Genomic DNA, 21,337 nt, shown 5'->3' on the forward strand with positions numbered 1-21,337 from the left:
TTCTCTGTCTCTCATCTCAATTAAGCCTGACGCTGTTGCATCAATTCGATAAAGTGGTCAAACAATTCACTGGCTTCGTGTGGACCAGGGCTGGCTTCAGGGTGACCCTGGAAGCTGAACGCTGGTTTGTCGGTGCGGTGAATACCCTGCAAAGTACCATCAAACAACGACTTGTGAGTCGCACGTAAATTGGCAGGTAAGGTAGCTTCTTCTACAGCAAAACCGTGGTTCTGTGCCGTGATTAATACCTTGTTGGTATCCAGATTTTTCACCGGATGGTTACCACCATGGTGACCTACTGTCATTTTGATCGTCTTAGCACCGCTGGCTAATGCCAGTAACTGGTGGCCTAAACAGATACCAAACACAGGGATGTTGGTGGTCAGAAAGGTTTCGATGGCTTTAATAGCGTAATCACAAGGCGCCGGATCACCAGGACCATTGGATAAGAAAATACCGTCAGGGTTCAGTGCTAATACTTGTTCAGCAGGCGTTTGAGCCGGAACTACAGTTAAACGACAACCGCGGTCAGCCAACATACGTAAAATATTACGTTTCACACCAAAATCGTAGGCAACCACATGAAAGGCTGAATTATCTGGTTTGGAAAAACCCTGACCTAAAGTCCAGCTGCCTTCTGTCCATTGATACGGCTCTTTCACTGAAACTTCTTTGGCTAAGTCCATACCGGACAAACCAGGGAAAGCACGCGCCAGTTCTAAAGCTTTGTTTTCGTCTAAGTTATCACCCGCCATTAAGCAGCCGTTTTGTGCGCCTTTTTCACGCAAAATACGGGTCAGCTTACGGGTGTCGATATCGGCAATGCCTAAAATATTACGGGAGCTAAGATAGTGACTAAGAGAGGCTTGATTACGGAAATTACTGGCTAACAAAGGAAGGTCACGGATAATCAGGCCCTTGGCCCAAATTTTATCGGATTCCTCATCTTCATCGTTTGTGCCGGTATTTCCAATATGAGGATATGTCAGAGTGACGATTTGTTCAGCATAGGAAGGATCCGTGAGGATTTCCTGATACCCGGTCATCGAGGTATTAAAAACCACCTCTCCAACAGAAATACCTTCAGCGCCAATGGCTGTACCGCGAAATACGGTGCCGTCTTCCAGTACGAGCAGGGCGGACTTAGTCAAAATAACCTCCAAACAGCAGAAAACGGGGGAAAAACATTGTTGTTCACCACCCGTTTTGACCCAGAATTTTTGTATCCAAGTTTGCTTAGGCAAACCTGACTATTCTAGGCGATTTGAGCTATTTGGTCTAACTATTTTTTGATATTTTATGAAAATGACGCTTTGATCGCATTTTTATAACATATCGCTCAAAAAGTTAAGCTAAGTCAGCCAAACCCAGCACTTGTTGCATAGAATAAAGTCCAGGCTGTTTATTTTGCAACCAAAGCGCTGCACGCCAAGCACCCTGAGCAAAAGTACTGCGACTGGACGCTTTATGAGTGATTTCCAGGCGTTCACCCAAGTCCGCAAAAAGCGCGGTGTGATCGCCAATAATGTCGCCGCCTCTTACCGTAGCAAAACCAATAGTTTTTTGATCGCGCTCCCCCGTCATGCCTTCACGACCATAGACAGCCACATCGGCAAGATTACGATCCAAAGCTTTGGCAATCTGATGACCTATGGCCATAGCAGTGCCAGAAGGTGCATCTTTTTTAAATCTGTGGTGGGCTTCAATAATTTCGATATCAGCCGTTTGCCCCATGACCTTAGCTGCGGTTTGTACCAGATGCAGTAATAAATTCACGCCAACACTCATATTGGGAGCCCATACGATAGGAATATGCTTGGATGCCTGCTGCACTGCAGCATATTGCTGATCAGTTAAACCAGTCACACCAATCACCAGCGCTTTTTTTGCCTGCACCGCCAGCTCCAGATGCACAAGCATAGCCTCTGGCATAGTGAAATCAATCCAGATATCAGCCAAAGCTAAAGCAGCAACAGAAGTCTCTGTAAAAGCCAGATTCAGTTTGCCACAACCGGCCAGTTCACCTGCATCCATACCTGTTAACGCAGAACCGGCACGCACAGTAGCAGCAGTGATTGGCAGTTGATGTTCTTTAGCTACACTGACTAAAGCTCTGCCCATGCGGCCGTTAGCACCTAAAATACCTACTGTACTCATCTGTTGATCCTGTGTGGCTATTGCAATACGGCCGCTATTAAACGGCAGTCCGGATGGATATGCAACCCTAATTGCCCTACTCCATTAAACCGCTGCGGTAAAAATAGCCCGGCTGACGTTATAGTTGATATCGCCATGTTCACCCAACTTCGCCATGCCCTGTGCCATCACCTTAGCCATCAATTCATCAACCGAAGAGGCTGGCAGACCATAAGCCGTTAAACGGGTTGGCACCCCCATTTGTTCAAAGAAGGCACGGGTATAACTGATGGCTTCATCAATCTGGCGCTCTGGATCCTGCTGCTGCAACCCCCATACTCTGCTGGCGTACTGCAGTAACTTGTCACGCTTAGTTGCACGTTGCTGCTGCATTAAAGCAGGCAACACTATAGCCAAAGTTTGTGCATGGTCTAAGCCATACAAGGCAGTCAGTTGATGACCTAAGCCATGAGTCGCCCAATCTTGTGGGACGCCAACCCCAATCAAACCATTCAGCGCCATAGTGGCAGCCCACATCACATTGGCTCTGACATCGTAATTTTCGGGTTCATTTAAGGCTTTTGGCCCTTCTTCAATCAGCACCTGTAATAAAGACTCAGCAAATCTGTCCTGCACTGCGGCATTAACCGGATAAGTCAGGTACTGCTCCATCACATGCACAAAAGCATCCACTACACCGTTAGAAATTTGTTTAGCCGGCAAGCTATAAGTGACTTTTGGATCAAGAATTGCGAACTGCGGATAAACTGAAGGATGCGAAAACGCCAACTTTTGCTGAGTGCTTTGGCGGGTAATGACAGCATTGGCATTACTCTCCGTACCTGTGGCAGGTAATGTCAAAACACAACCTAATGGCAAGGCTGCTTTAATACGGGCTTTTTTCTCTAAAATAGCCCAGCCGTCCTGTTCAAGCAGTGCAGCAGCTGCTATGTATTTGCTGCCATCCACTACGGAGCCGCCGCCTACAGCCAGAATAAAATCAATCCTTTCTGCTTTTACCAGAGCAACAGCTTTACTTAAAGTTTCATAGCCTGGATTAGGCTCTATACCGGAAAACTCCAAAACCTGATGGCTTTTTAACGCATCCATCACTTGCTGATAGACACCGTTTTGTTTAATAGAACCGCCACCATAAGTCAGCAATACTCTGCTGCCTGCTGGGATCAACTGACCTAACTGGCTGATTTGACCATCACCAAACACAATACGGGTTGGATTCTGGTAGGAAAAATTAAACATAAAAGCTCCGGTGCTTAAAACAAAATCTAGCTATTTATATGGGCCTGAACCGCTTTAAGTTCAAGCGCACTGAGGGGTTTTCTTCAGCCATAGGCAAAATACCGGAATTCAGTTAGGCTGATTTTAAGCGAATGAGACTTACAGTTTGCTATAGCTTAGTCAGCTTTAATATTTGACAGGACTTCTGGACGTCTCTATATTCCGAAAAATTTTAAAACCTTTTAGGTTTAGAGGAAAACTCATGACGTTATCGCAAAAACAGCAAGCTCGCTTGTCCTTGCTGCCCTTGTTGCTCTTTGTCAGCTTATTTCTTGGCACAGGTTTATACCTCCAGTCTCAGGGAGTTGACTATGCTTTTTATCAATTGCCAGGGCCTGTAGCTATTATCCCGGCTCTGGTGTTAGCCATTTGGCTGTATAAAGCGCCTTTAACTGAATCTCTGGAGGTACTAGTCAGAGGGGCTGGCAATAGCAATATTATTACGATGTGCTTTATTTTCCTGCTGGCTGGCGCTTTTGCCACTGTAGCTCAGGCAACAGGCGGCGTAGATGCAGTGGTAAATGCAGGTTTAACCATAGTTCCGGCGCAATTTTTATTACCAGGCTTATTTGTTATTTCAGCCTTGATTGCCACGGCCATGGGCACCTCAATGGGCACCATTGGTGCTTTGGCTCCGATCGCTGTAGGTTTAAGTTCTCAGGCTCAGTTGGACCCGGCTTTAGTGGCTGGTGTGCTGTTAAGCGGTGCTATCTTTGGTGATAACTTGTCTATTATTTCCGACACTACTATTGCATCCACCCGCACTCAGGGTGCACAGATGAAAGATAAATTCAGAGAAAACCTGAAAATTGCTTTGCCTGCTGCTGCTGTAGTCCTTCTTCTGTTTGCGTTTTTAGCGCAAAACCAGGCGGAAGTAGCAGTGAAAGATTTTAGCTGGACTGGTGTTTTGCCTTATGCAGCTATCCTTGTACTGGCTGTCGCAGGTATGAATGTATTCGCTGTGCTGCTGCTGGGTATAGTTCTGGCTGCATTGCAAGGTGTGGTATTTGCAGAGTATCAACTGGCTAATCTGGGTAAAGACATTTACAAAGGTTTTGGCTCTATGCAGGAGATTTTCCTGCTGTCGATGATGGTCGGTGCTTTAGGTGAGTTTGTGAAGCAACAAGGCGGCCTGCAGTATTTATCCAGCCATGTCACAGCTTTGGCTTTAAAACTGAAATTGGCAGGTAATAAAGCTCAACAGCTGGCTATTGCCGCTTTGGCTTTTACCAGCAACCTCTGTATTGCCAACAATACCGTGGCCATAGTCGTAGTGGGTGAAGTCAGTAAAGATATAGCTCAGCAGCACCAAATCACAGCTAAACGCAGTGCCAGCTTACTGGACGTGTTTGCTTGCATAGCACAAGGGCTGGTGCCTTATGGTGCTCAGGCTTTGTTGCTGGGTGCCAGTTTTGGTTTATCGCCATGGGATGTGGTGACACACAGTTATTACTGCCTGATCCTTGCTGTATTCGCGACAGCCCGCATTTTGATTGAAAAAATCGACCGGAGCGATTTTTAACATCGGAGCGCAGCGACGATGGCCTGGACAGGCATTTTGCAGGACAGCAAAATGTAAAAAATCGTCTGGAGCGATTTTTAACGTCAGAGCGCAGCGAATATGGCCTGGACAGGCATTTTGCAGGACAGCAAAATGTAAAAACCAGGCCAGCATTAAGCTGGCTCTGTTATTTCAGTTTGAAGCTTTATTACAGTTTGGTAAGGCGCCCTGACTGCGGCGCTGCTGATAATAACTCTCTGCCACCGCCATATGTTTATTCAGCTCTTTAATTCTGTTATCCGGCACCGGGTGGCTGGATAACAACTGTGGCGTTGAACCACTGCCCTTAGCAGCCATGTTTTGCCATAACTTTACGGACTCTGCAGGAACAAAACCTGCTTTAGCCATCAGTTCCAGCCCCATAATATCGGCTTCTGTTTCATGAGCCCGGCTAAAAGGCAACACAATACCTACCTGAGCCCCTAAACCAAAAGCAGTGCGCATTTGCTGCTGATAAGGCGAGTTGGCCATAGTCATAGCACCATCTGCCACAGATAAAGCAGTTGAAATAAACTGGTCGCTGGATAAGCGCTCGTTACTGTGTCCTGCTATCACGTGAGCAATTTCATGACCTATGACTGCCGCCAGTTGTGACTGGTTGTCCGCGACTAACAACAGACCGGTATACACACCCATTTTACCGCCTGGTAAAGCAAAGGCGTTGACCTGATCATCATCAAACACCACGATTTCCCAAGGTGTTTTTTGCCATTTGGCATCTGTATGTTTCAGCAGGCTGTTGGCTACACACTGCACATACTGATTCACTTTTTTGTTTTTGCTGACAGGAACTTCAGCTTTCATCCCTTCAAAGGTCTGAATACCCAGGCTACTTAGTTTTTGATCATCAAATAACATCAGCTGGCGTCGGCCTGTAGGTGATTGAGTGCAGCTTGCAAGCAGCACACTAGCGATTAACAATGGAAGTACTAACTTAGTACGCATCAAATGATCCTTCTTTTCGTACTTGAAACGGCAGGTAATAGAACTATAAAAACTCGAATAAGTTCAGCCATTGTGCGGGATCTGAAAAAAGAAAACCACCCGCAGGTGGTTTTCATTAGCTGATGCAGGCACGTTGTTTTAGCCGGTTAAATCATCAAAAAACTTCTTCACACCATCAAAGAAGCCTTTAGACTTGGGTCTGTGTTTTGCTTCGCTATCACCACCCCAGCTTTCATCCAACTGACGCAATAAGTCTTTTTGCTTATCATTTAAGTTGACAGGGGTTTCAACCACCACTTTGCAGACCAAGTCACCGACACCAGCCCCCCGTACTGATTGCACACCTTTGCCGCGTAAACGGAACATTTTTTCAGTCTGGGTTTCTGCCGGGATCTTCAGCTTCACACGACCATCTAAAGTAGGCACATCTATTTCACCACCTAAAGCGGCAGTGCTGAAACTGATAGGCACGTCGCAATACAGATTGTTGCCATCACGAACAAAGATAGGGTGATCTTTGACATGCACCTGCACATACAAGTCACCAGCTGGCGCACCAAACTGCCCTGCTTCACCTTCACCCGCTAAACGGATACGATCACCAGTATCTACACCAGCAGGGATTTTCACAGACAGTGTTTTGGTTTTTTCTACACGGCCATCGCCATGACATTTAGTGCATGGATCCGGGATAATTTTGCCGCGACCACTACAGGTAGGACATGTTTGCTGCACCGCAAAAAAGCCCTGACGCATAGTCACCTGACCCGCACCATGACAGGTTGGGCAAGACTTAGCCTGAGTGCCTTTTTTCGCGCCTGAACCATCGCAGACATCACAAGATACCCAGGTTGGCACTTTGATTTCAACAGACTTACCACGTACAGCGTCCTCGAGGTTTAACTCCAGGTTGTAACGTAAGTCTGAACCCCTTTGGGCACGGGACTGACCACCGCCGCGGCGACCGCCACCAAAGATATCACCAAACACATCACCGAAGATGTCATTAAAGTCGGCACCACCACCACCGCCACCACGGTTAGCATCCACACCAGCGTGACCATAGTTATCATACGCAGCGCGCTTCTGGTCATCCGACAGGATCTCATAGGCTTCTTGCACTTCTTTAAACTTCTCTTCCATAGCTTTATCACCCTGAGTTCGATCCGGGTGAAATTTCATGGCGAGCCGTTTATAGGCCTTTTTGATTTCTTTATCGTCAGCGCCTTTTTCGACGCCAAGCACTTCGTAATAATCACGCTTCGACATAACAACTCATCTTGATAGAGGAGCGACCGCACAGGGCGGTCGCTCAAATTTACTCTGGTATGGGGCGCATCTTAAAGAGGCGACCCCACAGACACAATGATTATTTGTTGTCTTTAACTTCTTCGAACTCAGCGTCGACGACGTCATCACCAGCGGCATTACGAGCCTGAGGTTCAGCGCCACCTTGTTGCGCTTTCGCCTGAGCTACTTCAGACAGTTTCTGAGAGGCCTGAATAAGAGCCTGAGTTTTAGCTTCGATCTCAGCTTTGTCGTTTGCTTTGATGGCTGTTTCCAGCGCAGCAACAGCAGCTTCAATCTCTTGTTTGTCGTTAGTAGCTAAGTCGTTACCTGCTTCTTCAATTTGCTTGCGGGTAGCATGCACTAAAGCGTCAGCCTGGTTACGGGTTTGCACTAATTCTTCAAACTTTTTGTCTTCTTCAGCATTCAGTTCAGCGTCACGTACCATACGTTCCACTTCTTCATCTGTTAAACCTGAAGAAGCTTTGATGGTGATCTTCTGCTCTTTACCCGTGTCTTTATCTTTGGCAGACACATGCAGAATACCGTCGGCGTCTAAGTCGAAGGTGACTTCGATTTGTGGTTCACCACGACGGCCAGGCCTAATACCTTCTAAATTAAACTGACCCAGCGACTTGTTAGCAGAAGCTTGCTTGCGCTCGCCTTGCAGCACATGGATAGTTACCGCAGCCTGATTGTCGTCTGCAGTAGAGAAAGTTTGTGACTTCTTGGTTGGGATAGTAGTGTTCTTCTCAATCAAGGCAGTCATTACGCTACCCATAGTCTCTATACCTAAAGACAGTGGAGTTACGTCTAATAACAAGACGTCAGTCACGTCACCAGACAAGACAGCGCCCTGAATCGCAGCACCTACAGCTACAGCTTCGTCAGGGTTCACGTCTTTACGTGGCTCTTTACCGAAGAAAGCAGTGACCACTTCCTGAACTTTAGGCATACGAGTCTGACCACCGACCAGGATGATATCGTTGATATCACTTACAGACAGGTCAGCATCTTTTAATGCCTGTTTCAGCGGCTCGATAGTGCGTTGAATTAAATCGTCTACCAAAGATTCCAGCTTAGCGCGGGTTACTTTGATGTTTAAGTGCTTAGGACCAGTGGCATCTGCAGTGATATACGGCAGGTTCACTTCAGTCTGAGAAGCAGAAGACAATTCGATCTTGGCTTTTTCGCCCGCTTCTTTCAAACGCTGCATCGCCAGTGGATCGTTACGCAGGTCAATGCCTTGCTCTTTTTTGAACTCGTCTACTAAGTAGTTGATCACACGAGAGTCAAAGTCTTCGCCACCTAAGTGAGTGTCACCGTTGGTTGCTAATACTTCGAAGGTCTGTTCGCCATCTACATCGTCAATTTCAATGATAGAGATATCGAAGGTACCACCACCTAAGTCATAAACCGCAACTTTGGTGTCGCCTTTTTTCTTATCCATACCATAAGCCAGCGCAGCTGCTGTTGGCTCGTTGATGATACGTCTTACTTCTAAACCTGCGATACGACCAGCATCTTTAGTCGCCTGACGCTGTGCATCGTTGAAGTAAGCAGGAACTGTGATTACCGCTTCAGTCACTGGCTCGCCCAGGTAATCTTCAGCAGTCTTCTTCATTTTTTTCAGCACTTCAGCAGAAATCTGTGGTGCAGCTAATTTTTTGCCTTTAACTTCAACCCAGGCGTCACCATTATCAGCCTTCACAATCTGGTAAGGCATGATTTTGATGTCACGCTGAACTTCAGCATCTTCAAAACGACGACCAATCAAACGCTTAATTGCGAACAAAGTATTTTTTGGGTTAGTCACAGCCTGACGTTTAGCTGGCTGGCCTACTAATACTTCGCCGTCTTCTGCATAAGCGATGATGGAAGGAGTGGTTCTGGTACCTTCAGCGTTTTCAAGAACGCGTGGCTGGTCGCCATCTAAAATAGCCACACAGCTGTTTGTTGTACCTAAGTCAATACCAATAATTCTACCCATAACTACTCTCCGCTTATTAATCTGTACAATTAAAATTGTGTTGACCAGTTAATGGGGTTTACCCCTATTCGATTCAAGGTTATTTTTTTAAAAAAATTTACCGTTTGTGCGATAAATAAGCAAAAAGGCGGGTTCAGCACCTTGTTAGTGCTGAAACTAAGGCGATAGAACAGAAAAGCATTTAACCCAAAAAGCAATTGCGGCGTATAATCCTGCTTAATTGCGTACATTGTCAGAACACAGAGCCTGAACAGAGAGAGATATTATGCCTTTATTAGACAGCTTTACCGTTGACCACACTATTATGAAAGCTCCTGCTGTGCGTGTGGCAAAAAAAATGAACACACCAAAAGGTGATGCTATCACTGTATTTGATTTACGTTTTTGCGTGCCTAACGAAGAAATTCTGTCAGAAAAGGGCATTCATACACTGGAGCATTTATTTGCCGGTTTTATGCGTGATCATTTAAATGGCGATGGCGTAGAAATCATAGACATTTCCCCTATGGGCTGTCGCACAGGTTTTTACATGAGCCTGATTGGTACACCGGACGAGCAGCGTGTTGCAGCAGCATGGCAAGCCGCTATGGCAGACGTCCTCACAGTACAAAACCAGTCTGAAATTCCTGAGTTGAACATTTATCAATGTGGCACAGCTCAGATGCATTCTCTGGAAGAAGCCAAAGAAATAGCACAAAACATTATCAGCCGTGGTGTAGGTGTGAATTTAAACGACGAGTTAAAACTTTCTGCTGAGTTTTTAAAGCAATAATTACTACTTTATAAACTAAAAGCAGCGAACTGGTTCATCGCTTTTCACCAGTTCGCTGCGTACTGCACATCCTTTGCTTATCTGTCTACCCGTTAAAAGTCGTAACCAAAGCGCACACCGTACATACGGGGTGGGTTATAAGTCGAGCGGATAAAACCATCCCTGAATTGGAAGTAGTTGGCATTACGCACATACTCATCCGTCAGGTTGCTACCGTAAGCTTCCAGATACCAGTCGCCACTGGCAGGCATCAGTTTGACAGTGGCATCTACTTTCCAGTACGCCTGCTGGGCATCCGATAAATGTGCACCATCGTAGTTATTCAGCGAGGTGTACATCTTGCTTTGCCAGTGAGCAGACAACTGTGGCTCAAGCGCAAAACCGGATTGCAGTCCAAAGGTGTGACGCACTGATAACGTACTGGAATAGTCCGGAGCATACGGCAGACTGTTACCGCTGATATCCACTACACCGGCACATGGTGTCTGACCGTATTCCAGACGCTCAGCACAGTAGTAAGCGTCTTCAAACGGAATTTCTTTGACACGGGCATTCAGCCAGGCCACATAACCGCTGATGCGACCGTTGGTCCATGGAATATAATCCAGCTCCAGTTCCAGGCCTTTCAGCTCCGCCTTACCTATGTTGGTGGTGACGTTATGGAACTTCTCACTGCCATCCGGGCGGGTGCCTACTTTTTGATTATTCGTCACCTGCATGTCACTGTAATCACTGTAAAACAGCGCAGCAGACAGGTTCATTTTTCCATCCAGTAAAACGCCTTTATAACCAAACTCAAAGTTCGTTACTTCTTCCGGGCCGTATGGCAGGTTGGAGTATTCGCCGCAGTCGCAGATATCAAAGTCTTCAAAAAAGCCACCGGCTTTATAGCCCGTTGCCACAAAGGCGTACAATAAATCATCTGAAGCTAAACGGTAATCAGCTCCAATTTTCCAGGTGCCTTTATTCCACTCTTCCGTATGGTAAGTGCGTCGGCCAGCGGTTAACACTTCACCCAAGGGTGCGTAAGTACCCATGTTTTTGGTTAAATCTGAGCCCTGAATACTACCCTGAGTCGTTGGATCATAATCACCGTTGTAATAAAGGTCGCTGAACACCAGCTCGTAACCAACACCACCATTGTCAATTTTTTTGTCTTTGGTTTGGCGATAACCAAAAGTCAGGTTCAAGTCTTCCGTCAGGTTGTAATCGGCCTGTGCAAACACTGCATCAGAGTTAGCCCGGCGATCGTCCTGCGGATAGGAAAAAGCAGCAGGGTGAAAGCCTAAATCCGGGTGACGTAAACCATGCACCAGCTCGACATCAAAACGAATTTTGTTTTTCTCACGCATCGAAAACACGCCTGTCACCAGCTTCCAATCGGCCGAGTTGTAAGTGGCCTGCAATTCATGAATAGTGGAATCAAATTCAGCGTCAGTGCGGGCATAACGATCAAACAGCACTGGATGACTGAAGTTAAAACCTGAACGCGATTCATGAGCAGCAAAACCAGCATCTTCATCAAACAACTGATATCTTTCCTGCTTTGCCAGGCTAAAACGGTAATCCAGGGCCCAATCGTCATTCAGCGCCCAGTTCAGATGCGAACGTATCGAGTCTATGGTCATATCCATCACACCTGGTACGTTGATGTTGGCGTAAAATTGCTGTTCGGTACATTCGTCAACTGTGCCTTTAGCTTGTTCACAGTCTTTAAAAAACAGTTCACCTGCACTTTGATCGGCAAAATGCTCCAGTGTCAGATCCCAGGTGATCGTATCGGTTGGGATCCAGCGGGCTAAACCACGCATCGCCCATTTATCTGAGTTGGTGTAGTAGTCTTTTTCAGAGACACGGCGGTTTTCACGCTGGTCGGTATCTGGCTTACCATCCGCCAGCAATGGAGTGCCTAAAAACGGGTCGTTCAGATCAGGACGATTGATATCCCTCAGATCCATATCCTGTTTGATATAGCCATCACGACGGTCAGCCATCAGTGCAAAACGTAAAGCAAATCTGTCATTGACCGCCAGATTCGACATGGCTCTGAACTGTTTATGATCGTATTTGCCATAACCCATCACCACACTGCTGTAGCTGTCTGTGGTGTCAGGTTTGTTGGGAATCACATTGATAGAACCACCAGTCGAGTTACGGCCAAACAAAGTGCCTTGCGGACCACGCAGAACTTCCACCTGAGAGACGTCATACATCAGCGCTAAAGCACCTTGTGGCCGTGGTGAATAAATACCATCGATATGGATACCTACGGCAGGATCGCCGGTTTCCGTATTGTTGCCTGATCGCACACCACGGATAGAGGCCTGAATACCTGAATCTGTACCCGACACCACAAACTGAGTGTTTGGAATAGCGGTCGTCAGTTCACGTAGTTCTTTTACACCACCCCGGGTTAATTGCTCCTGCGTAAAGGCAGTGACAGCAACCGGAGTTTCCATTAAATAGGTTTTGCGTTTAGTGGCTGTGACTAAAATACGTTCCAGTTGCTCAGTGTCCTGCGTTGCCACTTGCTGCTCTGTGCTCTGTTGCTCGTTGCTTGCTGTTTCCTGCTGCTGTCCGGCCCAAAGTGTGGTGCTGCTCAGTGCAGCACAAATACACAGGCCTAAGTAAGTTTTGCTTTGCCGCATGATGGCATTCCCTCTGCTGTTGCTTGTTGTTATCTGCGTTTACTGCTGCAGCTTGTTGTTATAAATATCGTTTTACGAACATCACTTTTTTCATGGCGGTACTGCTTTATTCCTGCCATAACTTAGTGTTTAAAAATTAGTCTATTTGTTTTACTAAATATTTGTCAATCATTTTGACTAAATAAAATAAACTATTTTTCAACTGCATCAAATGCAATCTAACTTAATGAATATTATGAATTATTACTTGAAACCAGTAGTTCAGCTGCAAGTAAAGCGCTGACCTTCCGACTGGAATAACTACAGATATAGGTGCTTAACTGAGGGTACCGTGTCAGTTCATAATCAGAACGTAAAGCCAGCACTAGAACCTGCTCTCCCCACAACTCACAGGCACGCTGCACTCTGTGTTGCTGCTCAGGCAAGTCCATTTGTTCCCCAGGCAAAGGATAATCTTCTGTAACCAACACTAAAGGCCCATGTTCTGGCAACGCAGCGCCTTGCTGTAGCATCTGTTCGAGCTGATTAAAACTGTGCTGCAGAACCTCAGCACCAGCTTGCTGTAAGCCTTCGCTAAAGTACTGACTGGCCGGAATTGGATCGTTGGGTCCTATCCCCCTGCTGTTACAAATTCGGTCGTAGTACTGAGGGTTGGTGACAAAAGCCAGCTGAAACCTGGTATTGCCTAAAGGCCATAGCCCTGCCGAATTACGCAGTACTTTAAAGGCTTTGCGGGCAGACTCTTTTGCAGTGTGCGCAGCTTGTGTCATTGATAGAGGTGTCGGGGATCCAGCGGTGGATTGCCATTGATAACGCAGACACAGTACCCGTCGCAGCGCTTCATCAATGCGTGATTCAGCCAGCTCACCTGACACCACAACATCAATCACCCCTTGTATCGTCTGTTGCTGCAGTTCTTTATAAGGGGTGTTGGCGTTCTCATAATGCTCTTCACTAAGCATAATCAGATCTGCACCAGCCTTCAGCGCCAGCACTACCGCTTCAACGGGACCATAATGTCGCCGCATTGCGCCCATATTCATACTGTCAGTCAGGATCACGCCGTCAAAACCCAATTGTTTTCTGAGCAGTCCCGTCAGCAAGGTCGAAGATAAAGTCGCCGGGTACACAGCATCCAGTTTGGGGTAGAAAATATGGCTGGTCATAATAACCGGCACACCCGCTTCTATGGCCGCCACAAAAGGTTGTAAATCTGTCTGTACTAATTCAGCCAGGCCCCTGTCGACTGAAGGCAAGCCACTATGACTGTCGGTTGCAGTATCACCATGGCCTGGAAAGTGTTTCACGCTGCATAACATGCCGGTTTCAAGTACAGACTGCACCGCGGCTTTCACATGACGACTAACCCCTTGTGGCTGCTCACCAAAAGAGCGCTGGCCAATAATAGGGTTATCCGGATTAGTATTTACATCGGCACAAGGCGCCAGCAGTGTGTTGTAACCCAGTTGCTGCATCTGACTGGCCAACACCTGATACATCTGAGCGGTCAGGCTTGTATCATCTGCTTTACCTAAAGCCAGGTTACCTGGTCCAAGATCAGTTTCTTTGGTTAAAATGCCCCAGGCCCCTTCCTGATCCACACCCAAAATCAGCGGCGCGTCGCAATGCCGTAACGCAGCTTCATGCTGCAATTGCTGATTTAAACGTAAAGCTTCAGCACTGCTTCTGCTATTGTCATCCGTCAGGTAAAAACCGCCTATATGCCAGTCTTTAATCAGCTTTTTTGCATACTCCAGATCCGGCCCGGCAAAAGCCAGCATAAACAGCTGCCCGACTTTTTCAGCCAGAGGCATGGTGCTGATCAGTTGACTGACCCGCTGTTTCATATCCATAACGATCTCCACTCCATATTTGTCTCCTGTGCGGTTCAGGCTGCTACTTTGGCGCCGGTAATAAGTGCCACCAGATCTTCTTTGCTGACATCTGACACAGCGACATCGGCCACTGACCGCCCCTGATACAACACTACAGCTCTGTCGCAGGTTTCCAGCACATGCTGCATATTGTGGCTGATCAACAACACGGCTACGCCCTGAGAACTGATCAACTTAATCAGTTCGTTAACCTGAGCACTTTGCTCCACCCCTAAGGCTGCGGTAGGTTCATCCATAATCACCAGATCGGCCCCCCAATTCACGGCGCGGGCAATAGCCACAGCCTGACGCTGACCACCGGATAAAGTACTGACTTTGGCAGAAAAATCCGGTAAGCGGCTATTCAGCCGATTTAACGACTTACGTGCTCTTTTCTGCATTCCCTGCTGATCCAGCCAGCCAAACCAGCGCAAGATTGGATTTTTGCTGAGCATTTCTCTGTTCAGAAATAAATTTGAAGCAATATCAAAATCCGGGATCATGGCTAAATCCTGAAATACGGTTTCAATGCCATGATCACGGGCATCCTGAGGCGTACGGATAGTCACCTGTTGTTCATTCACATGAATTTCGCCCTGATCCGGCGCGTACAAACCGGCGATGCAGCGCACCAGTGTCGACTTCCCTGCGCCGTTATCGCCTAGCAAAGCCACAACTTCGCCTTTATGAATACTGAAACTGACGCCCTGCAGCGCTTTTACCGCACCAAACTCCTTGGTAATGCCTTTCAGTTCCAGTGCCTTTTGTGCTAAGCCTGTTCTAACCATTTTTTGACTCCTTCACACCAATAGCCACAGCCAAAATCAGGATCACGCCACGGGCAACCATTTGTTCGTTGGTGGAAAAACCACTTAAAATCAGGCCGTTATTAATCATGCCCATCAGCCAGGAGCCCAAAACTGCTCCGACAATACAAGCTCTGCCGCCAAACAAACTGGTGCCGCCAATAGCCACAGCTGCTATCACTGTTAATAAATCGGCTTCGCCTAAGGTGTAGCGAGCCCCCTGCAAACGACCGGCATATAAAAGACCTGCCAAAGCAGCACCACAAGCGGAGATCATCAAGGCATAAACACGGGTGCGCTGTAACTGAATACCCATAGCGCGGGCAGCATTCGGACTGCCCCCTACGGCCAGTAAATGCCGGCCAAACCGCAACTTGTTTAACACCAGATACCCCAGAGCGGCTATACCCAGAGTCCAGAGCAATAACACCGGTATACCCAGTACATCACCGCCGCCAAACATGAAGTTAAAATCCTGATTAATAATGGGCACAGATTCTAAATTCGTCAGTTGACGGGCAAAACCCGCCAGCACACTCATAGAACCTAAAGTGATCAGCAAAGACGACACCTGCAGTTTCTCCGTCAGCAGGCCATTCACCAATCCAACCAGCACCCCCACAGCCAAAGCACCACAAACTGCGACTGGTATACCAAAATTCTGCAACAGCAATGCCGACACTAAAGCACTGACAGCAACCACAGCCCCAATAGATAAATCAATATGCCCCACAGCCAAAGCAAAACTAAGCGCCACAGCCATCACAGTAATAGGGGTGGTCTGACGGATAATATTCATAAAATTATCAAAGGATAAAAACGCTGTGTCGTGCAACAGCACAGCAAACAACACCAACACCAGCAAGAAGATGTAGTAGATATAAGCTTCCTTGCGTAATAACAGCTGTCGTAGTGGTACTCTCATCAGCAATAATCCAGACATATAATTTTTTCCGTTAAGGTTTCAGTACTTGTTGTAATAAAGCGGGAACGTCACTTCGAAAGGATTGTTGCCAGGCTGGCGCTATATTGTCGGCAGTGACCGTCATAAAAGGCACTAGTGTATAAGGTGCAGCCTGTTGCCCTAATTTACTTAAAGCGGCAAGGCGCGCCATAGTGCTGCCAATGACAAAAGGCTGATCGGAGATGGTCGCCAGCATATTGCCTTTCATCGCCATATCCAGCAGGTTGTTGACACCTAAATCGTGAGTGATCACTTTAATGTCTTTACGACCCGCTAAACGTAAGGCTTCAATCACTCCTTCAGCAGCGGCATCCCATGACACGTAAATTGCATCTAAATCAGAGTGTTGCAGTATCAAAGCCGCAGCAACCTGACTTGTTTCCTGCTCGCGGACAAAACCTTTTTCAGCGGCCAGCTGTAACTGAGGGTAGTGAGCTAACTGCTGACGAAAAGCTTTATCTCTGGTGTTGGTAATAAAGTAATCCGCATCATGAAAAATCATGCCGATACGGGCTGGCTGATTAAAATGCGCCGACAACTCCACAGCAGCCTGTTTCCCCATGCCCAACATATCGTCTGTCACTATGCCGACATAATCTTTGTGCAATACAAAACCCGGAATAGGATTACTTAACAACACCAGTTTGGCGCCCTGCTGAACAACTTTGCTGTAACTGGTTTTAGCGCTGGTTGGGTCAACCACCAAAGACAAAATCAAATCAGGCTTCAGTACTGTGACATTTTCCAAATCTGCAACCTGACGAGCCGGATCAAACTGCGCATCAGTCACCGCCAGCACTTTGATACCTAAATCAGCAAACTCTTTATTCGCACCTGCAGTCACAGCCTGGATCCAGGGGCTGGAACCATGCCAGACCATAGCAGCGGTCAATTTCATCTGACGGATCTGCTGTTGCTGTTCTGGGCTCATCAACACAGAATCAGCCATTTTGCTATCCTTCAGCTCAACGGCCTGAAGTGCATAACTGCTGACAACAACAGATAAAACCATCAAGCCTTTTATAGTGAACATATCAGTGAAAAAACCGCGCATCTAACCCCTGCTCCATGCTGTTTACTTTCTATACCGTTGTTTATATTACGAGCAGCATTAATATGTCAATCATTTTTACTTAATAACAAAAAAGCTTTCTACCATTGCATTTAGCAGTTCATCAGTAAAGTATGTACAATAAACACATCACAAAATTCAGGTGGTTAGTCGTTAGTGAAAGGTTCGAATTCAAAACAAAATAAATCAGTGAATTTACGACTGGTGTTATCACAGATTGTCACTCAGGGACCCGTTTCCAGAGCAGATATCGCCAGAGCGACCTACCTGACAAAACAAACCATCACCAATCTGGTCGACGAGTTGTTACAACAACAATTAGTAGTAGAAACCGGAGTGAAAAAAGAGGGGGTGGGTAAACCATCCACTCAGTTGCTTCTGAACGATGACGCGGCTTACAGCCTGGCTGTACGAGTGAAGTCTAATCAAGTGGAACTGGCTTTATGTTATTTGACCGGGGCTTTGGTTACACAATGCTCTGCGCCTTTTCAGGCTGGCCAGTTATTGCACGTCATTGAACAGCAGCTGCAGCAGCTTTTAGCATCCAACCAGTTGACTGCTCTGCAATTATTGGGCGCGGGTCTCACTATTGAAGTCTCGCCGGATCAAAACATCACAGAGCGACAGCAACAAATGTTGTTATTGCAGCAGCAGTTGGTTGCTCTGCTTAAAATGCCTGTTGCGACAGAACAAACCGCAGCAGCTTGTGCCGCCTATCATTTACTACATGGTGAAGCCCGGGCGTTGCAAAGCTTTTGTTATATCCATTTAGGTCAGCAGGTTGATGCTGCAGTAGTTTACGAGCGCAGAATTTTATTGGGCCATAATGGTCTGACTGGTGCTTTAGGTGAGATTTTTGTCACACCTGAACAAGACAAATACAGCGGTGAATTTGGCCGTTTAAATGATTTTGTTTCTGTTAGTTCTTTGCAGCAATTTGCACAGAAAAAACTGCAAACACAGCTGAATACTGAAGGTAATCAATGGTCTGAGGCTGAATTGTTAGCCGACAAGCTGGAGTTATGGTTTGAACAAAGTGCTGAACCTATGCGTATTGCCATTCATACCCTTGAAAGCATTTTTAACTGCCAGACCATCATTTTAGGTGGCGAAGTCAGCGCCTGGTTTCTTGATAAATTGATCAGCAGGTTACGCCCTTTAATACCTTCAGTGGCTCAACATGGCAGCAGAACAGTGCCACGTTTAATCAAAACCCCTGAAGTAGAAAAGGTAGCCTTACAAGGTCTGGCTACTTTACCACTACACGCGGCGATACGGCTGGATGCGCAACATGCTTTAATGCTGCCACCAGTCAGCCAGCTCTCAACTTTACAGCAACTGGTATTCAGTGAAGTAACACCTGCAGGCGCTGATTAATAGTTCAGGCACCTGCTGGTATTTGGTTATTAACTATGAATTCTGAATTGAGACACCACAGAGCTTAACGTCGTGGCGGCCTGATCCAATTGTTGTGCCTCAGAAGTTAGCTCAGCAGCATGGGCTGCAGTCGTATCCACCAGTTGGGTAATACGGTGCAGATTCTGATTAATCTCTTCCGCCACTACACCTTGTTGCTGAGTCGCTACCGCAATTTGCGAGCTTTGTTGCTGCACCACTTCAATCGCCTGCCCTATAGCGACTAAAGCACCTTGCATGGCTTTTGCCCGATCTGAACTTAACTGAGTCTGTTCGCGGCCTTGCTGCATTTTTAACTCAGCTTCTTTGGCAATGGTTTGTAGCTTCTCCACCATAGAACGGATATGCCCTGTGCTTTCGCTGGTACGTCCTGCTAAAGAACGAACCTCATCCGCAACTACCGCAAAACCACGGCCCTGTTCACCAGCTCGCGCAGCTTCAATGGCTGCATTTAACGCCAATAAGTTGGTCTGATCGGCTATGGCTTTGATCACATCCACTACAGCACCGATATTTTCGGATTCTTTTGCTAAGCCAACCACAACGTCTACAGCATCAGCCATAGTGCCCGCCAAAGCGGACATATCCTGTAATGCAGCCTGAGATAATGCGGAACCTTCAGTACCACGTTTTTGCGCGGCAGAAGCAGCAGCGCTTGTTTCCTGAGCGTTGCGGCTAATTTCATGCACAGTGGCCGACATTTCGGTCACAGCTGCAGACACAGCGTCAATTTGCAGTTTATTGTTCTGAATTTCCTGATCCGTTTGCGAAGCCACCTTGTTCAACTGATGACTGGAATGGTGCACCAAAGCCGACTGTTCTGAAGTACTTTGTAAAGACAAACGCAACTTGCCAATGAAGCTGTTGAAATGCTGAGCCAGTACACCAACTTCATCCGAGCTTTGAATAGCCAGAGTGCGGGTCAAATCGCCTTCACCGATGGCGATATCTTTCATTGCCTCGGTTAAATCTGATAGAGGGCGAATAATACGTTGTGTCGTCAATACCACAACCAGTGTGATGACTGCCAGCATGAGCAAGGTGGCAAATAACGCCCAACCCGTTGCTTGCTGTACTGGCGCTTCAATCAGCTCTGCCGGTATTAACAAACCTACCAGCCAGCTCATTTTCGGAAATTCGAGACTGACAGGCTGGTAGGACACATAGTAACTTTTACCTGACAAACTGACTTTGGTAAAACCAGATTTTTGCTCTTTGGCTGCTTGTGCCAATGTGCTGAAACCTGCTGTATCAGCGATATTTTTATCTAACAGGTCCAGCGGATCATTGGCTTTGATTTCAAGACCGGCAGCTTTTGAGAAATGCACTACTTGTCCTGCGTTATCCAGCAAAAAAGGAAAACCTTCTCCTTGGTAACGAATACGCTCTACATGTTTACCTAACTTATCCAAATGCAGATCCAGACCACCTACCCCCAATAAAGTGCCATCAGGTAAATACACAGGCCCCTCTACCACTGCGGACACAATACCAGTGGTGAAATCAGCAGAAGGTGAGCCAACAAAAAACTTATTATGTTCAAGACTTAACTTATACCAGGGACGTTGGGTTGCAAAATAGCCTTTGCTGATATCCCCTGCATCCGGCCCTTCTTTATCCACACCTGTTCTGGAACTTTCCCGAAAGTATTCGGCACTACGATCCAGTGCAAAAAAAGCCGATAGTATATTGGGGTCCCGTTCACTGATCTTAATAAAACTGTTGTTGATGTCCTGATAACCAGGCACTGAGTTCAGTTCAGCATTACGGCCAGGGTAAGCCTGAAACCAGGCCTGAAACTGCGGAGCCTCCAGAAAAGTGCGGGCAACCTGCGCGTACTCAGCAAAAAATTTACCTATATTCACCGACTCAGTAGTGACTAAAGAGTCAACCTCAGCCTGTACTTGCTGGCGTGTCAGTTGGCTTAAATGGTTCACCGTAAAAAGCGCAGAGAGCATTAACAGCACAGCAACTGAGCCACCTACCGCCACTAATAGTTTTTGTTTTATGGATAGATTTTTAATGTAAGACATAACAGCCCCCAAATGGATACAGCATTATAAAAACATAAAGCAGCTGGTTTTACCACTGAATTTACTTTGATGAATAAGTGAATTTAATCAATGATTTAGATGCATCAGATTGGTGCATATTCATGAGTTGTTTTGGTGCGATTGGGCTGTTTTGGGGAGAGGGATTTAGTAAATGTCGGGTGCAATCGCCGGAGGCATTGCGCCGTTAAAGCAATTGTTGGTTAGTTTAAAAGCGGATTTGTTCTGAATTCGTGGGCGGTGAACTATTTTAACAGCGGATTAGCTCTGAATTCGGGGGCGGTGAACTACATTATTCCGGGCCTCCTGCCCTCCACCCTTCGGGCCGGCTGCGCCGTTCCAGTTCGTTCCAGACGAACTGGTCGCATGGGGGATGCCTTGCTCGAATGGTCCACCACCGGATTTCACGCAAATAAAAAACCCCGCTCACTGAGCGGGGTTCTGTATTTGGGAGCCTGGCGGTGAACTACTCTCGCATGGCATCTGCCACACTACCATCGTCGCGGCTGCGTTTCA

At 46.8% G+C, this 21,337-nt stretch carries 15 protein-coding genes; 3 read left to right on the plus strand and 12 right to left on the minus strand.

Translation table 11 applies throughout. The features are described from left to right. Positions 1–20: 20 nt before the first annotated feature. The 3 genes from carA to J2W69_RS17330 form a co-directional block, all read right to left on the minus strand. Positions 21–1,151, minus strand: a complete 1,131-nt coding sequence (gene carA / locus J2W69_RS17320; RefSeq protein WP_310280816.1) for a glutamine-hydrolyzing carbamoyl-phosphate synthase small subunit — start codon at positions 1,149–1,151, stop codon at positions 21–23. A gap of 196 nt (positions 1,152–1,347) precedes the next feature. Then, positions 1,348–2,157: a 4-hydroxy-tetrahydrodipicolinate reductase gene (gene dapB, locus J2W69_RS17325; protein ID WP_310280818.1), complete on the minus strand. Its 810-nt coding sequence runs from the start codon at positions 2,155–2,157 to the stop codon at positions 1,348–1,350. A gap of 84 nt (positions 2,158–2,241) precedes the next feature. Then, complete coding sequence (locus J2W69_RS17330) at positions 2,242–3,396, minus strand: iron-containing alcohol dehydrogenase (protein ID WP_310280820.1); 1,155 nt, start codon at positions 3,394–3,396, stop codon at positions 2,242–2,244. A 241-nt stretch (positions 3,397–3,637) separates the two neighbouring features. Here J2W69_RS17330 and J2W69_RS17335 point away from each other — a divergent pair, with 241 nt between their 5' ends. Then, complete coding sequence (locus J2W69_RS17335) at positions 3,638–4,957, plus strand: Na+/H+ antiporter NhaC family protein (RefSeq protein WP_310280822.1); 1,320 nt, start codon at positions 3,638–3,640, stop codon at positions 4,955–4,957. A gap of 171 nt (positions 4,958–5,128) precedes the next feature. Here the strand turns inward: J2W69_RS17335 and J2W69_RS17340 are convergent, their stop codons facing one another. The 3 genes from J2W69_RS17340 to dnaK form a co-directional block, all read right to left on the minus strand. Then, positions 5,129–5,941, minus strand: a complete 813-nt coding sequence (locus J2W69_RS17340) for a M48 family metallopeptidase (RefSeq protein WP_310280825.1) — start codon at positions 5,939–5,941, stop codon at positions 5,129–5,131. A gap of 138 nt (positions 5,942–6,079) precedes the next feature. After that, positions 6,080–7,210, minus strand: coding sequence for a molecular chaperone DnaJ (dnaJ, locus tag J2W69_RS17345; RefSeq protein ID WP_310280827.1), 1,131 nt, complete (start codon positions 7,208–7,210; stop codon positions 6,080–6,082). 100 nt (positions 7,211–7,310) lie between these two features. After that, on the minus strand, positions 7,311–9,218 hold the full coding sequence (dnaK, locus tag J2W69_RS17350; RefSeq protein ID WP_310280829.1) for a molecular chaperone DnaK: 1,908 nt from the start codon (positions 9,216–9,218) through the stop codon (positions 7,311–7,313). A 265-nt stretch (positions 9,219–9,483) separates the two neighbouring features. Here dnaK and luxS point away from each other — a divergent pair, with 265 nt between their 5' ends. Beyond that, the gene (gene luxS / locus J2W69_RS17355; protein WP_008900400.1) at positions 9,484–9,990 is read left to right on the plus strand and encodes an S-ribosylhomocysteine lyase; all 507 of its coding nucleotides are present in this window, start codon (positions 9,484–9,486) and stop codon (positions 9,988–9,990) included. Positions 9,991–10,082: 92 nt separating this feature from the next. Here luxS and J2W69_RS17360 read toward each other — a convergent pair whose 3' ends face one another. From J2W69_RS17360 to J2W69_RS17380, 5 genes are all read right to left on the minus strand, one after another. Continuing rightward, positions 10,083–12,638, minus strand: coding sequence for a TonB-dependent receptor (locus J2W69_RS17360; protein ID WP_310280831.1), 2,556 nt, complete (start codon positions 12,636–12,638; stop codon positions 10,083–10,085). A gap of 233 nt (positions 12,639–12,871) precedes the next feature. Continuing rightward, positions 12,872–14,491, minus strand: coding sequence for a glycoside hydrolase family 3 protein (locus J2W69_RS17365; RefSeq protein WP_310280832.1), 1,620 nt, complete (start codon positions 14,489–14,491; stop codon positions 12,872–12,874). A 35-nt stretch (positions 14,492–14,526) separates the two neighbouring features. Beyond that, positions 14,527–15,300, minus strand: coding sequence for an ATP-binding cassette domain-containing protein (locus tag J2W69_RS17370; RefSeq protein ID WP_300930651.1), 774 nt, complete (start codon positions 15,298–15,300; stop codon positions 14,527–14,529). Beyond that, positions 15,293–16,261 carry an ABC transporter permease gene (locus J2W69_RS17375; protein WP_310280836.1) on the minus strand — a complete coding sequence of 323 codons (969 nt, stop codon included), beginning with the start codon at positions 16,259–16,261 and terminating at the stop codon, positions 15,293–15,295. Before J2W69_RS17375 ends, J2W69_RS17370 begins: the two co-directional genes overlap by 8 nt. 13 nt (positions 16,262–16,274) lie before the next feature. Then, positions 16,275–17,336, minus strand: a complete 1,062-nt coding sequence (locus tag J2W69_RS17380) for a substrate-binding domain-containing protein (RefSeq protein ID WP_310280838.1) — start codon at positions 17,334–17,336, stop codon at positions 16,275–16,277. Positions 17,337–17,510: 174 nt separating this feature from the next. On the opposite strand from J2W69_RS17380, the gene J2W69_RS17385 reads away from it, so the two are divergent. Further along, positions 17,511–18,731 (plus strand): ROK family transcriptional regulator, encoded by a 1,221-nt coding sequence (locus J2W69_RS17385; protein ID WP_310280839.1) that lies wholly within the window; start codon positions 17,511–17,513, stop codon positions 18,729–18,731. A 29-nt stretch (positions 18,732–18,760) separates the two neighbouring features. Here J2W69_RS17385 and J2W69_RS17390 read toward each other — a convergent pair whose 3' ends face one another. Further along, the gene (locus J2W69_RS17390; protein ID WP_310280841.1) at positions 18,761–20,803 is read right to left on the minus strand and encodes a methyl-accepting chemotaxis protein; all 2,043 of its coding nucleotides are present in this window, start codon (positions 20,801–20,803) and stop codon (positions 18,761–18,763) included. Positions 20,804–21,337: the final 534 nt, after the last annotated feature.

It is taken from the genome of Rheinheimera soli, assembly GCF_031457405.1.
Lineage (GTDB): Bacteria > Pseudomonadota > Gammaproteobacteria > Enterobacterales > Alteromonadaceae > Pararheinheimera > Pararheinheimera soli_A.

What these genes read in the sequence shown, in the direction of transcription:
- J2W69_RS17360 (WP_310280831.1), bottom strand. Translation starts at nt 12,638, where the DNA reads ATGCGGCAAAGCAAAACTTACTTAGGCCTGTGTATTTGTGCTGCACTG.
- J2W69_RS17340 (WP_310280825.1), bottom strand. Translation starts at nt 5,941, where the DNA reads ATGCGTACTAAGTTAGTACTTCCATTGTTAATCGCTAGTGTGCTGCTT.
- J2W69_RS17370 (WP_300930651.1), bottom strand. Translation starts at nt 15,300, where the DNA reads ATGGTTAGAACAGGCTTAGCACAAAAGGCACTGGAACTGAAAGGCATT.
- luxS (WP_008900400.1), top strand. Translation starts at nt 9,484, where the DNA reads ATGCCTTTATTAGACAGCTTTACCGTTGACCACACTATTATGAAAGCT.
- dnaK (WP_310280829.1), bottom strand. Translation starts at nt 9,218, where the DNA reads ATGGGTAGAATTATTGGTATTGACTTAGGTACAACAAACAGCTGTGTG.
- J2W69_RS17365 (WP_310280832.1), bottom strand. Translation starts at nt 14,491, where the DNA reads ATGGATATGAAACAGCGGGTCAGTCAACTGATCAGCACCATGCCTCTG.
- J2W69_RS17375 (WP_310280836.1), bottom strand. Translation starts at nt 16,261, where the DNA reads ATGTCTGGATTATTGCTGATGAGAGTACCACTACGACAGCTGTTATTA.
- dapB (WP_310280818.1), bottom strand. Translation starts at nt 2,157, where the DNA reads ATGAGTACAGTAGGTATTTTAGGTGCTAACGGCCGCATGGGCAGAGCT.
- J2W69_RS17330 (WP_310280820.1), bottom strand. Translation starts at nt 3,396, where the DNA reads ATGTTTAATTTTTCCTACCAGAATCCAACCCGTATTGTGTTTGGTGAT.
- J2W69_RS17335 (WP_310280822.1), top strand. Translation starts at nt 3,638, where the DNA reads ATGACGTTATCGCAAAAACAGCAAGCTCGCTTGTCCTTGCTGCCCTTG.
- J2W69_RS17380 (WP_310280838.1), bottom strand. Translation starts at nt 17,336, where the DNA reads ATGCGCGGTTTTTTCACTGATATGTTCACTATAAAAGGCTTGATGGTT.
- J2W69_RS17390 (WP_310280841.1), bottom strand. Translation starts at nt 20,803, where the DNA reads ATGTCTTACATTAAAAATCTATCCATAAAACAAAAACTATTAGTGGCG.
- dnaJ (WP_310280827.1), bottom strand. Translation starts at nt 7,210, where the DNA reads ATGTCGAAGCGTGATTATTACGAAGTGCTTGGCGTCGAAAAAGGCGCT.